Origin of the sequence: Butyrivibrio sp. XPD2002 (assembly GCF_000423945.1) — a bacterium.
In the GTDB taxonomy this organism is placed as follows: domain Bacteria; phylum Bacillota; class Clostridia; order Lachnospirales; family Lachnospiraceae; genus Butyrivibrio.
In genome coordinates this window covers 89,575-103,520 of record NZ_AUIY01000018.1, presented here as the reverse complement: position 1 = coordinate 103,520, position 13,946 = coordinate 89,575, and the positions used below count along the sequence as shown (strand labels likewise).

Annotated in this window: 14 protein-coding genes; 12 read left to right on the top strand and 2 right to left on the bottom strand. The window is 41.8% G+C overall.

Features of this window, described 5'->3' with window-relative positions; all coding sequences use genetic code 11:
• Positions 1-27 precede the first annotated feature (27 nt).
• On the bottom strand, positions 28-804 hold the full coding sequence (locus tag G587_RS0110590) for a class I SAM-dependent methyltransferase (protein WP_035786368.1): 777 nt from the start codon (positions 802-804) through the stop codon (positions 28-30).
• Positions 805-1,151: 347 nt separating this feature from the next.
• Between G587_RS0110590 and G587_RS0110585 the strand changes: the two genes are divergently transcribed.
• Positions 1,152-1,724 (top strand): rhomboid family intramembrane serine protease, encoded by a 573-nt coding sequence (locus G587_RS0110585; protein ID WP_026492218.1) that lies wholly within the window; start codon positions 1,152-1,154, stop codon positions 1,722-1,724.
• Positions 1,725-1,893: 169 nt separating this feature from the next.
• On the opposite strand, the gene G587_RS0110580 is transcribed toward G587_RS0110585, so the two are convergent.
• On the bottom strand, positions 1,894-2,436 hold the full coding sequence (locus tag G587_RS0110580) for a hypothetical protein (RefSeq protein WP_026492217.1): 543 nt from the start codon (positions 2,434-2,436) through the stop codon (positions 1,894-1,896).
• A gap of 728 nt (positions 2,437-3,164) precedes the next feature.
• On the opposite strand from G587_RS0110580, the gene G587_RS0110575 reads away from it, so the two are divergent.
• From G587_RS0110575 to G587_RS25465, 11 genes are all read left to right on the top strand, one after another.
• The gene (locus G587_RS0110575) at positions 3,165-4,346 is read left to right on the top strand and encodes an AGE family epimerase/isomerase (protein WP_035786366.1); all 1,182 of its coding nucleotides are present in this window, start codon (positions 3,165-3,167) and stop codon (positions 4,344-4,346) included.
• Between the two features lie 13 nt (positions 4,347-4,359).
• On the top strand, positions 4,360-5,532 hold the full coding sequence (locus tag G587_RS0110570) for a glycoside hydrolase family 130 protein (RefSeq protein ID WP_026492215.1): 1,173 nt from the start codon (positions 4,360-4,362) through the stop codon (positions 5,530-5,532).
• Positions 5,533-5,534: 2 nt separating this feature from the next.
• Positions 5,535-5,867 (top strand): helix-turn-helix domain-containing protein, encoded by a 333-nt coding sequence (locus tag G587_RS0110565; protein WP_026492214.1) that lies wholly within the window; start codon positions 5,535-5,537, stop codon positions 5,865-5,867.
• 131 nt (positions 5,868-5,998) lie between these two features.
• Complete coding sequence (locus G587_RS0110560) at positions 5,999-7,309, top strand: ABC transporter substrate-binding protein (protein ID WP_026492213.1); 1,311 nt, start codon at positions 5,999-6,001, stop codon at positions 7,307-7,309.
• Positions 7,310-7,312: 3 nt separating this feature from the next.
• Positions 7,313-8,188: a carbohydrate ABC transporter permease gene (locus tag G587_RS0110555; RefSeq protein WP_026492212.1), complete on the top strand. Its 876-nt coding sequence runs from the start codon at positions 7,313-7,315 to the stop codon at positions 8,186-8,188.
• Positions 8,181-9,044: a carbohydrate ABC transporter permease gene (locus G587_RS0110550; RefSeq protein WP_051200961.1), complete on the top strand. Its 864-nt coding sequence runs from the start codon at positions 8,181-8,183 to the stop codon at positions 9,042-9,044. Before G587_RS0110555 ends, G587_RS0110550 begins: the two co-directional genes overlap by 8 nt.
• A gap of 24 nt (positions 9,045-9,068) precedes the next feature.
• Positions 9,069-10,556: a cellulase family glycosylhydrolase gene (locus G587_RS0110545; protein ID WP_026492210.1), complete on the top strand. Its 1,488-nt coding sequence runs from the start codon at positions 9,069-9,071 to the stop codon at positions 10,554-10,556.
• A gap of 76 nt (positions 10,557-10,632) precedes the next feature.
• Positions 10,633-11,658, top strand: a complete 1,026-nt coding sequence (locus G587_RS0110540) for a LacI family DNA-binding transcriptional regulator (RefSeq protein ID WP_026492209.1) — start codon at positions 10,633-10,635, stop codon at positions 11,656-11,658.
• A 77-nt stretch (positions 11,659-11,735) separates the two neighbouring features.
• Positions 11,736-12,398, top strand: coding sequence for a GDSL-type esterase/lipase family protein (locus G587_RS0110535; RefSeq protein WP_051200960.1), 663 nt, complete (start codon positions 11,736-11,738; stop codon positions 12,396-12,398).
• An 18-nt stretch (positions 12,399-12,416) separates the two neighbouring features.
• Positions 12,417-13,817 (top strand): MATE family efflux transporter, encoded by a 1,401-nt coding sequence (locus G587_RS22355; protein WP_051200959.1) that lies wholly within the window; start codon positions 12,417-12,419, stop codon positions 13,815-13,817.
• Positions 13,786-13,935, top strand: a complete 150-nt coding sequence (locus G587_RS25465; RefSeq protein WP_155829498.1) for a hypothetical protein — start codon at positions 13,786-13,788, stop codon at positions 13,933-13,935. The genes G587_RS22355 and G587_RS25465 overlap by 32 nt, the downstream gene beginning before the upstream one ends.
• Positions 13,936-13,946: the final 11 nt, after the last annotated feature.

Below are 13,946 nucleotides of genomic sequence, written 5' to 3'. Positions count from 1 at the left end.
CCATTTTCTCAAGGACAATGAAAAGGATTACTTTATTGATACAAAAGTTCCGGGCTCCTTTGGAAGAGTCAGAACTCCGTTCTCCATGTGGCTTTCCAGGATTTCTCTGACATCTTCCTTCGGAAGAGTGACCGCATTCTTGAAAGTGATGCCGGAGTATATGTATTCCATCAGATCATCAAGGCTTGTAACCTCAAGAGAATCTGCATATTTCATGATCTTCACATCTGAAAAATGGTTTTCAAGTCTCTCTTTTCCATTATCCAACGAAAATGTATTAACATAGACGCCTTCAAATCCAAGCCAGCTTACGATAGTCTCCATTACGCCGTGCTCTCCGGAGGTGCCGGCATAGAAGACTCCGCCCTTTTTGAGGACTCTGCTGACTTCAGAAAGTGCCTTCTCTAAGTCAGGCACATGATATAACATGAAGTTGGCGATAACTATATCAAAATAGCCATCCTCGAAGGGAATATCCTGAATATCAATGACCTGATACTTTGCATTTGGAAATGTTCCAATATTTGTCTTTGCAGTTTCTACCATGTTCTCTGAAAAGTCGGAGAATACTATTTCAGAGCATTTTTCTATTTCATCCTTGTGGTTTGTCCACATCGCACCGGTGCCACAGCCAAGCTCTAACACCTTCATCCCGTTTTCAATGTTATATAAAGTAAAAAACCAGTTTCCCAGTCCCATTTTGTTAGTTGAATATTTTTCGTGAATGGAAAGTCTTGTGTTAAGGCCATTTGCCTTTGAATACTGTGTCTTTACCTTAGCTGTTTCATTTATGAAAAGTTTCATCCCTTTTCTCCTCCTTTGAGCATAACTATGTAAGTATTTTTATTGTTTTCTGTCGATAATATAAATTTACAGGGTGCCCTAAGGGAAGAGTCAAGAGATGACTTTAAATTTTTTTGAAATGGTTGGGTGAAGAGTGGAAAAATGGAATGACAGAAGTGTCGTAAATGAGGAATGCCAGTTGTATTGGGGATTTTTGATTAATTTCGCTACATATTAGTGTAGAAATCTTAATTTTGTAATATAAATTGAACCGGAGCAGACCTTCAGGTGAATCCGGGTCGTTTTTCGTGTTATATTATATGAATGAGCAAAAATAACAAATACCATAACTAAACGTTGAAGAAGAGATGCAGACCATTAACCTTGCGGAATATCCCATCACATACGGGATTATAGCGATAAACATAGTGATATTTATTTTGATCAATATAAAGAAGCTGAATATATCCTGGCTGGGCTCATCATATATAAAGAGTATTCAGGAAAAGCAGTATTACAGGATAGTGACGGCGGCATTTACCCAGAAGGAGTTTTTGCACCTCGCCTGTAATATGTACTCTCTATACAATATCGGAAGAGTACTGGAGCATATGCTGGGAGCCTGGCGCTATGCCTTGTGCTACGCAGTAATAATGCTATTTGGCGGCTTTTTATCTGCAAGAATCCATAAAAAGTCAGCGCCATTTACGTTGTGCATAGGTGCATCAGGCGTAATATGCGGACTTCTCGGGATTTATATGGTCATAGCGTTCTCTGTCAGAGGGTTTGCGGGCCTGAAGTCCATGATACCTACAATTGTCTTGCTGGCACTCATGACAACTTCTAAGAAGATAGATTCTATTGGCCATTTTACGGGCTTGGTTATCGGAATAATATGCGGAATTATTCTTATAAACGTATATAGTTTTGGTATTTATTGAGGGAAAACTGGTAAGCGTCTATTTTTCATAAAAACGGCTGGTAAGAGCAGGTCATCTGGGCAGCTCTATATCAGGCAGATAGCGCAGTAAGTATGACAATTGGAGAAGGGGAGTAGGAATTGGATTATAACAAAGCTAAGGCAATATGCCGCGTTAATCAGGGTATCCCTCAAAATAATAGAGCCCAAAAAGGTGCTACTACAAATGCCAGATAAACCATCCCTGCTACCAAAATGATAGTGGGGATTATTTTTCTTGACTTACTTTTCATAAAGCTGATGATGGTAAACACTCCTACTGGGAAATAGGGCAAAGTAGAAACCAGTTTAAAAAAATATGGCCCAAGATCCGCACTGGCCGGAGCTGTCCTTTGTATATACCAGCAAATAACTTCGTGAATGAGGTAGGAGATGCATATTTCAGCAAAGTAAATAAGCGGCATGTTTTTCTTATTCTGTGCCTTAAATAATTTTTTGTTTGAAAAAAGAAACGCAGCGAAGGTAATCGCCATAACCAGTAAAATTGCTGCAATCATAAAAACTACAGGGTCTATAAAATCAATCCATATCAGATCAATCGAATTAAACAGAAGTATCACAAGATTGGCATGGACAATTGCGACCAGGCCTGTCTTTAGGGAACGAATAAGGAGACTATCTTCATTGCATTTCTGTTGCTTTTCTTCAGTTTCTATATTCTTTGTGGATTCCATATTTTTCCTCATTTTCTTTACTGATTTTTCTAAAACAATCAGTCAAATATTTGTTGGCTAATATTCTTGTGGGGCTGCTACGTGTTCAATTCTTATTTTTCAGTTATTGCGCGTAGGACTTTATCGCAAAAAGCTTGTTCCTACGTGTTCTTTTTGTATGTTGAGTAATGTCGCGTAGTTTTTGTATTAGTATTAGGGCTTACTTACGTGATTAATCCAAGCTTAAGCAAATATCACGTAGTGAAATGCATAAAATAGGTATTTTCTACGCGTCATTTTTATTTCATTAAACAAATGTCGCGTAATTTTTCCCAGATGAATGTTATGACTACGTGACAATCCATAAGGTTATAGTAAAGACAAGTAAATGCCACAGCATATTAATTACAGGTAAAACCCACCGATACCGGTATCGTCTTAGATAAAAATCACCCCACATCACTCTCTTAAATGATTATATCAGAATAACCAGTAAAGCAGGGCTTCGAGCTGATGTTTTCATTTTGAGATACCTATGGAAGTCATAACAGGTTTATGGCTTCCTTTTTTGTTGTGTTTTAACTTAAAATTAAGTTGAAAATATTGACAAATAACTTAAATAATACTACAATCACGCTAAATATTAGGCTAAACGACAAAATATTTAGCTAAATAAAGCTAAATTTACCTAAACCACACATGACCTGATATTAAGCAACATTATTAGTTAAAAGAGAAAGGTATTTGAGATGTTACACAGAATTAAAGACGAACTTATGAATGGCATTATCCCGTTCTGGACTAGCCTTCATGACAGTGAGCATGGCGGTTTCTACGGATACATGGACTATGACCTGAACGTGGACAAAAAGGCAGAGAAGGGCTGCATCCTTAACAGCAGAATAATGTGGTTTTTCTCAAGGGCTTACGTGGAACTGGGGGACGAGAGCCTTCTGAGAGAGGCCAGGCACGCCTATGATTTCCTGAAAAATTACTGTATTGATGAGACCTATGGCGGCATATACTGGTCACTTACCTATGATGGGAAGCTCTTTGATAATACCAAGCATACATACAATCAGGCTTTCGCAATTTACGCTTTGGCTGAATACTATGAAGCCAGTAAGGACGAAGAGGCTCTGAGAATGGCACTGGAAATCTTCGAAATAATCGAGAATAAATGCAGGGATGAGGAAGGCTACTGCGAAGCCTTTACCAGAGAATTTAATCCGGTTGCAAACCACAAGCTCTCTGAAAACGGAGTGATCGCAGAAAGGACCATGAACACAGCGCTTCACGTCATTGAAGCCTACACACAGCTGTACAAGGTGACAGCCGGCATAGAGGAGCATGAACTGGTAGGCCAGAAGCTGGCAGCGCTTCTTAATATTGTGAGAAGCAAGATATATAACGCTGATAAGAGAAGGCAGGAGGTTTTCTTCGATGAAAAATATAGAAGCCTTCTGGATCTTCACAGCTACGGACACGATATTGAGGCATCCTGGCTGATTGATCGTGCGGTTGAGGTGCTGGGAGAGAATGCGTTAACAAAGGAAGTTCTTGATGACATAAAAAAGATAACACTTGAAATGGCAGCGGAAACCTACGAAAAGGCCTTTAACGGAAGGTATTTTGTAAATGAATGCGAGAACGGCGTTGTCGATGAGACCGGAATCTGGTGGGTTCAGGCTGAGGCCATGGTAGGCTTTGTGAATGCGTTTATGAAAACAGAGGACACCAGATATCTTAAAGGCGCGGAGACCCTATGGGATTTTGTGGAGGAGTCTCTGATAGATAAAAGAGAAGGCTCAGAGTGGTTCTGGGAGGTCAGTCCTGACGGTACACCTTCAAAGAAACCCATAGTTGAGCCCTGGAAATGCCCGTATCACAACGGAAGAATGTGTTTTGAACTTATGAAAATACTTGGATGAAGGAGAGAAAACAATGATACATGAAAACTACTATGTGGAACTTGAGAAGCAAAATAAGCTGATAGAGCTAAAGAACAATAAGTCCGACTTTTATAATGGCTTATTTGACCGATATGTGAATCCCGTGCTTACCAGGGATCATGCGCCTATCACCTGGAGATATGATGTGGTAAAGGAATCAAACCCTTATTTCATGGAAAGACTTGGAATAAATGCAGTGATGAATTCCGGCGCGATCTATCTTGATGGAAAGTACTATCTGATCGCCAGAATCGAGGGAAATGACAGAAAGTCTTTCTTTGGAGTTGCTGAGAGCAGCACCGGAGTAGATGGCTTCAGATTCTGGGATTATCCGATACTTCTTGAGGATGTCTGCCCGGAGGAGACCAATGTGTACGATATGAGACTCACCAAGCATGAAGATGGATACATATACGGAGTATTTTGCTCAGAAAGTAAGGATAAAGCTTCCTCAGACCTTTCAGCGGCTGTGGCTGCTGCGGGGATTGTCAGAACCAAGGATCTTAAGAGCTGGGAGAGGCTTCCCAATCTTGTGACACTTAATTCTCCTCAGCAGAGAAACGTGGTGCTGCATCCTGAGTTTGTTGATGGCAAATACGCTTTTTACACAAGGCCCATGGACGATTTCATTGAGACAGGAAGTGGCGGCGGAATCGGCTTTGGCCTGTGCGACGACATAACCCATGCTGTTATAGACGAAGAGAAGATGACCAGTCTCAGGAAATATCACACTATCACAGAGGCTAAAAACGGTGCCGGCGCAACCCCGATAAAGACAGACAGGGGCTGGATTCATATCGCACATGGAGTAAGAAATACCGCAGCTGGACTTAGATATGTTATCTATGCATTCGCAACGGACCTTAATGACCCGTCTAAGGTGATCGCTGAGCCCTCCGGACTTTTAATCGGACCGAGAGGCGAGGAAAGAGTCGGAGATGTGTCAAATGTGGTATTCACAAATGGCGCCATAGTCAATGAAAAGGGTGAAGTTTTCATCTATTATGCGTCATCCGATACAAGGATGCATGTTGCCACAACAACCGTGAACAAGCTTATTGACTACGTTTTCAACACACCGGAGGATCCGGGCAGATCAGTTCTTTGCGTAAGACAGAGATGTGATCTCATTAGGAAAAATCTGGAAGCGTTACATCAGGAGTAAGAATGAAGACATATATATCCAAAATAGAGATGGCCCAGAGCTATATAAGGACCAACTATGAAAAGTCTCTTTCCCTTATGAATGTGGCTGCGTTAGTTGACCTTAATCCATCATATTTCAGCAACCTATTTAAGCTCAAATCCGGAATGAAATTCTCAGATTATGTGTTTGAGGTAAGGATGGAGCGGGCTATTGAACTTTTGAAGGATCCAAGGCTCAAGGTCTATGAAATAGGAAATGCCGTGGGCTATGAGGATGCACCCAGCTTTGGCCGGGCTTTTAGGAAGAAATTCCACATGTCTCCAAATGAATACAGGAATTTTGCACATAGCTAAAGATATGCACATAAATCCAAAATGGTGCTATTTAAAAACAAAGTAAATTTAACTATCATAATACCAACAGTTGCAACTAAATTTAGGTAAATAATTAAACAATCAAGAATGAGAAGCATTGGAGGGTTATGATGAAAAAGCTAATAGCACTTGGCCTTACAGCGGCCATGTCATTAAGTACACTGGCAGGATGCGCCAGCGAGAAGAAGGAAGAAATCGGAGTAACTGAGGCCGGTAATACAGCTACTGAGAGCGAAACAGCAAACAGTACCGGAGAAGTTGCAAAGCCTGAGCTTACAGGCAAAATCGTGGTAGCAAGTAACAGAACTGATCTGGAAGAGGATTTTGCCGCCTACGCTGCTAAGTTCATGGAGGAGAATCCCGGAACTACAGTAGAGTTTGAGACCATCAAGGAATACGACGATGTGATTCCTACAAGAATTGCCGGTGGTGAAGCACCGGACCTGTTCTATGTGGTTGATCCTATTAACCAGGATACTTATGCAGATTATTTCCTGCCTATAGATGATCTCGATTTTACTGCTGACGACATACTTTTCTATGAAAATGGCCGCGGCTCGGACGGTAATCTCTATGTTCTTCCGCTGACAGTTTCCTACTGTGGAATGATCTACAACAAGGTGGCTTTTAAAAACGCAGGAATTGAGAACGTTCCCAAGACTGTGGATGAATTCTATGAAGACTGCGACAAGCTCAAGGAAGCAGGAATTACACCTGTGGGAACAGCTTTTAAGGATATCTGGCCGATTTATGCATGGTGCGGATGGGGCGAAGTAAACCTGACAGCAGGTGATGAGCGCGGTGAGAACAAATACGCAGAGCAGGATGAAATCTACGATGACGTAATGCTCGATTCCATGAATATTGTAAGAAATCTCTACAAGAAGGGTGAGCTGGAGGAAGACATTATGTCAGCTAACTGGGATCAGTTCAAGCTTGATCTGGCTCAGGGCAGAGTAGCAATGCATTATTCAGAGACATGGCTCCCTGAACAGTTTGTAGAGCTTGGCGCAAATGCTGAGGATATCGGAATGTTCCCCTTCCCCGGAGCTAAGAATATCAAGGCCGGATCAGGAAAACAGTGGGGAATTTCAAAGGATACAGAGTCTCCCGAGCTTGCAAAGGCATTCCTTTCCTATATGCTTAATAACCCCGTTTCAGATGCAGATATTCCTTCAAACAAGAATATCGCTGTAGAGGATCCTTTTGTTGCAGAACTTCTTAGCTACGGTGTGGAGCCCCTTTCACCTATTTTAGGAACCGCTGCGTTCAGTAACATCAGAAATGCAATCGAGCTCGATGGCCAGCAGTTCTTCCTTACATACGTTATGGAGGAAGATGATGCCAAGGCACAGCAGCTTGTGGATGATTGGAATGCAAAGTGGGCAGCGGAGCGTCCTAACTGGGTAGAAGGAAATTAAGAGATGAGTTCAAAAGCAAAAGACAGAATTATAATTGTGGGATTTTTATTCATCCCAATGATTTTGCTGGCATTATTTTCATATTATCCCCTGGCTAAGCTTATACAGCTTAGCTTCACGGACTGGAACGGAATGAGCCCGAATCTGAAGTACATCGGGACGAGAAATTATAAGGATATTCTCGGACAAAAAGAGCTGTTCAGCACCTTTTCCAACAATATGGCTTATGTACTTACTGCGATTTTGCAGCAGTTCGCGGGCTTATTCCTGGCAGTTCTCCTCAACAGCAACATCAGAATGAAAACCACCTTCAGGGCAGTCCTTTTCATGCCATATATTATAAACGGTGTGGCTGTAGCCTTCATGTTCAATTATATGTATGACTACAGCAATTCACCGGTAAACCTCATCCTGGAGGCACTGGGGATAAATGCGGTACATTTTATCAGCACTTCATACATGACGAATTTTGCTTTGTCCTTCATTAGTTTTTGGAAATATGTAGGGTATACCATGGTAATCTACGTGGCTGCCCTACAGTCCATCCCCAGTGAAGTGTTTGAAGCAGCGAGGATAGATGGTGCGGGATTCTTCGGAACTCTTGCATATATCACTTTTCCTAATATAAAAAGTATGCTCAAGGTATCGCTCCTACTTAGCTTGAATGGAGCGCTTCAGGTGTACTTCGAGCCCTTCCTCATTACGAAGGGCGGCCCTAACGGAAGAACCGCAACATTTATCAGTAAGTCGCTTGAGCTTGCATATAATTACCGCAAGTATGGAAAAGCCGCAGCCATGGGTGTGATACTGCTTATGATCATCATGCTCCTGGTGCTGGTTCAGAGAGTGTTATTAAAAGAGGATAAAGAAAATGCATAAGATAAAAATGAAAGATATTCCATCCTCTCCCTTTATTGTAAATAATAAGCTGGGCAGATTTTTCATATATCTGCTTCTGAGTATTGGCGTAATAGGCGTGTTCGCACCGCTTTTCATCATACTTAACGTATCCCTTAAATCGAATGATGAGTACATGATGAAGGGTGTCTACTCGATCCCTGAAAATCTGTTTAATGTTCAGAATTACATAAGAGCCTTTAATGAAGGAAACTTTGTCACAGGCTTTATAAACACCGGGATTCTGGTGGTTATAAGCGTACCGCTTGCCATTTTATTCGGAACCATGGTTGCATACATACTTTCAAGATATGACTTCAAGTGCAAAATGATAGTATATATGGCATTCCTGGTGCCGACCTTCATTCCCGGAATGACAGTAACAATAGCGACTTTTCAGATCATCAAAGCCCTTGGACTCTATAATTCGTTGCTTGCCGGAATCATCCTGTACATAGGAACGGATATCATGCAGATTTATATTTTCATTCAGTTTATAAATCAGATTCCGAAGGCCCTTGATGAAAGTGCGAGGATAGATGGCGCAAGCAGGATTCAGATCTACTATAAGATCATTCTTCCTCAGCTTAAGCCGGCGATCGCAACGACAGTCATACTAAAAATGCTGGGAATTTACAATGATTTCTTTACACCGTATATGTATATGCCCAAGGTAAAAACTGCGGCTACAGGCTTGTATTCCTTCTCCGGAGATAAGCTTGCTGAATGGCCACTTATGTCTGCAGCAATAATACTTGTAGCTGTACCGACGATAATCATATATGTTTTCCTCCAAAAATACATAATCAGCGGCGTAACGGACGGAGCTGTCAAATAACAACAAGGATATGGAGGATGATTGGTGAAAAGTGTATTTGAAAATTTTATAACCAGAAGTGGTACAAGGCTTATGGATGGGGATAAAGAGCTTAAGTTTGTTTCGCTCAACTATCCCCAGGCCACAAGCGATAAGCCCTGGGAGCAGAGAAACGCTATTAAGACTATAAAAACCATGGGCGGAAATGTAACAAGAAGCTATGTAATCCCTGTTTTTAACGGACATAATGACAAATGGGCCTACGTAAAGGGAGTGGATGAAAACGGAAAGCTCATATTCAACGAGGATGCGCTTAATGAGCTCGATAATCTCCTTGCTGTCTGCAACGAATACGGAATCAGACTGATCATTCCTTTCGTGGATCATTGGCACTGGGTAGGCGGCATGGAGAGCTATGTCTGGCTCGCAGGATTATCAGAGGGTGAGTCACCCATAAGAGGCACCTTCTATCAGTGGGCGTGGAAATTCTACACTGAAGAAAAGCCAAGAGATCTGTTTAAGCAGATGATAGCCCATGTGCTTGAAAGAGAAAATTCCGTAACAGGAATTAAGTACAAGGATGATAAGGCTATCCTTTGCTGGGAGACAGGAAATGAGCTCGGCGGCAATCCGGAATGTCAGGATTTACATGATGAAGAGCTGTCTGAGTGGACAAAGGACATAATTAGTTTTATCAAGTGTTTAGACAGTAATCACCTGGTTCTTGACGGCAGAATGTCCACTACAAAAAGAAGCAGAAGTGCCGGGAACCCCGCAGATATTCTGGGAGCACACTATTATGAAGGCGACTTTGCAAAAAGGTGTGCAGATGAAACGGAGCTAGTTCATGAAGAAGCCGGAAAGCCCTATATTCTCGGGGAATTTGGAACCTATATTAAAGCAGATCCCTGCATCAAGGTATTTGAGCAGGCGCGCATACATCATGCGAACGGAGTAATGATGTGGAGCCTTAGAGCCCATAAGGATGGCTTTGGCTTCTATTTTCATGATGAGGATGGATATTGGGCTTCCTATCACTGGCCGGGATTTCCCGCAGGCGATTATTATGGTGAAACAGAGATCGTCAGAAGTATTTATGCCTATGCACAGATAGCAAATGGTAAGGCAGATACTTATGAAGAAGCAAGGCTGATACCGATACCTGGGCCTGAAACTGAAGAAGCACCGGTTTTATACGAGGACAGCTTTGAAAATGGGAATGTGGCAGATATCAAATGGCGAGGAGTTGTTGGAGGCGCCTACTATGAGATTCAAAGAGCGAATGGAAGAGTAAGCGAAACCGCAGATGAATTCGGTTGGACAACAGTAGCCGGCGAAAAGGAATACGTTTTTGATTCCGGAAAAAACATTGAAGTTGACGGTGTGGACTGTATAAATTGCATTCCCGGCTTTAATGATATTACCGCGGTTGATGGCCAGACTTATTCCTATAGATTAAGGGCTTGCAATGAAAGCGGTAAAGGCGTCTGGTCAAATATAGTTACTGTGGAAAATGTATGCCATAAAATTTAAGCTAATTTATTGACTAAATTAATCAATTGTTTTATATTTTAGCTAAACAGAACATGAATTTATAAGGAGTCAGATAATGGCAAAGTCAGTTAAATTAGCGGACATAGCCGAAAAAGTGGGCGTAAGCGTTGTAACAGTCTCAAAGGCGTTGTCAGGACAAAAGGGTGTAAGCGAGCAGATGCGAGAAAAGATAATTAAGCTTGCTGACGAGCTCGGCTACAAGCAGCCCTCGGCCTCTGTGAAGGAGACTAGTGAAGGCGCAGGCTACAATATTGGTATTCTTATTCATGAGAAGCATTTCAGCAAGTACAATTCCTTCTATCTGCAGATGTATCAGATGCTGTCAGCCAAGATTTCAGATATGCAGAGCTACAGCATGCTGGAGGTCATCACCTACAATATGGAGGATGAGCTGATACTGTCAAATATGCTTCGTGAGAAGAGGGTATCTTCGCTTATTCTGCTTGGCGAATTTTCAAAGGAATACTGCGCTTTTCTTAAGAAAAATGTATCTGTTCCCACGGTTTATCTCGATTTTAACGATGAGAACCAGGAGATGCAGTCCGTAATATCGGACAGTTTTTATGGATCCTATTATCTGACAAACTATTTATTCGAAAAAGGACATACAGACATCGCATTTGTGGGATCGCTTTTACAAACTGCATCAATAACTGACCGATATCTTGGATATCTTAAGGCCATGATGGAGCACGGAATTACTCCCGGAAAAGACCGGATTATAGAGGATAGAGACAAGGATACAGGTATTATTTTTGAAGCGCACAAGTTTAAGCTCCCTTCAAAAATGCCCACAGCCTTCGTATGTAACTGCGATCTGACTGCAGGCGAGCTTATAAAAAAGCTGGAGGAGAAGGGCTATAATGTTCCGGATGATATCTCCGTGGTTGGATATGATAATTTTATTTTCCCGGGCGTTTGCGATGTGAAAATAACTACCTATGAAGTAGACATGAAGCAGATGGTCGACAGAACGATTTCTATTGTAGAAAGCCTACTTCAGGGCAAAACTGTTGATCAGCATGTTCATATAGTTACCGGACATATCGTGGAAAAAGAGAGTGTGAAATCCATAAAGTAAAGATGAAAACAGACTGTATCTATATTATTGGCAGTCTGTTTTTATGCATTTTGTAATAGAAAAACAGGAGGATAAAAATGGCAGGAGAAAAGGATATTGCAAAGGATTTTTTTCAAAAAGAGAAGGATGACAAGGTTATAAGATACAGGCATCTTAATAAATTCGTGAAAAAGGGTGAGATACTTTTTACAGGTTCATCGCTGATGGAGCAGTTTCCTATACAGGAGATCATGCTAAATCACGGAATGAACAAAATAATTTATAACAGGGGAATAGGCGGATACACTATCCCTGAGATGCTTAAGGCATTGGATGAACAGATTTTTGCTCTTGAACCTTCAAAAATTTTTATTAATATAGGTACTAATGATATAAGCATACCTGAAGAAACTAAGGAAAAGCTGATTTCTGATTATAGGGAGGTTCTTAACAATATCAAGAAGAGACTTCCCGATGCTGAAGTTTTCATGATGGCATATTATCCCGTAAATGATGCGGTCGCCGCAAATGAGGCCTGGCCGGGTGCTCTTAAGGCAGTGCAGCTTCGTATGGAGAGACTTGATGAAGCCAACAAGGCAGTGGAAGAGCTGGCTAAGGAGTTTGGGTATAATTATATCGATGTAAACGATGGTCTGACAGATGAAAATGGCAGAACCAAGGAGGAGTATACGATTGATGGCATTCATATGTGGAGTGATGCATACGAGGTCATCTTCGAAAACATGGAGAAATATCTATAATGGCAGGCAAATTGGGAAATGAAACAGATTGATTTTAAAAACGGCAGAACTTTGAACATTATTCTGGCAACAGCGCTTCCGATGCTGGTTGCACAGATTCTGAACCTTTTATATAACATCGTGGACAGGATTTATATCGCCAGAATTCCGCTGATCGGAACGGCGGCTCTTGGAGCAGTGGGACTGTGCTTCCCCATAGTTATTCTGGTCACGGCTTTTACAAATATGTACGGAAGTGGCGGCGCTCCGCTTTTCTCAATGGCTAGAGGAAAGGGCGAAAAGGAAGAGGCCGCAGCTATTCAGAACACTTCATTTTTTCTGCTGATTGCAACATCTGTGCCACTTTTCCTGATTGGAGAGTTGTTCGGAGAGCCGATTCTGAGGCTGTTTGGAGCATCAAGCGAGGCTCTGGTTTACGCCCTGCCTTATCTTAGGATTTACATGATCGGAACGGCGTTTTCGATGATCGCCACCGGCATGAATCCGTTCATAAATGCCCAGGGATTTTCACTTGTAGGAATGACAACTGTTATTGTTGGCGCAGCGGCCAATATTGTACTTGACCCCATTTTCATTTTTGCGCTTGGTATGGGCATTGAAGGCGCTGCGATTGCTACTGTAATATCCCAGGCACTTTCCGCAGCGTATGTTCTTAAATTCATTTTCGGAAAAAAGATAAGTATTCCTGTAAGCATTTTAAGGTTCGATCAGGTAATGCGAAGCGGCGCAAGAATCCTCAATATCGTAGGTCTTGGAATGGCCGCATTTATGATGCAGTTTACAAATGCGCTTGTGCAGATATGCTGCAACAATGTTCTGGCAGACGTGGGCGGAGACATCTACATCTCCATCATGACAATCGTAAACAGCGCAAGGCAGATGATTGAAACGCCGATCATTGCTATAACAGAGGGCTCATCCCCTGTAATAAGCTTCAACTTCGGTGCGAGAAGATATGACAGGGTAAAGAAGGCCATTTTGCTGATGTTTATTCTGGACTTTGGCTATTCTGTAATCGTATGGCTTTTCATAAGGATTTTCCCTGCGAAGGTCATCGGAATATTCAGCTCGGACACTACGATTCTTATGGACGCTGTACCTGCGTTTAACCTGTATTTCTCGACCTTCATTTTCATGACGTTCCAGCATACAGGCCAGGTTGTGTTCAAATCTCTTGGACGAAAAGGGCATGCGATATTCTTTTCATTGTTCAGAAAGGCTGTTATCGTGGTTTCTCTGACCTACGCACTGCCTTACATTTTCCACCTGGGAACGGACGGAGTGTTTGCTGCGGAGCCTGTAAGTAACGTTGTGGGTGGAATGGCATGCTTTATAACCATGCTGTTTACAGCGAGAAAAATGCTAAGTGAAGATAAGGGGAACTTAAATGGCTACAAGAAAACGGAAAAGGCTTTCTAAAGATATCAAAGAATATATACATGATGATGAGTGCGCTCAAGGTGTTTTTTTGAGAAGCTATATCAATGTGAAGGAAGACCTGCATAATAGTATTGATTTAATTCTAAAAGTGCTTTAATATATCACTAT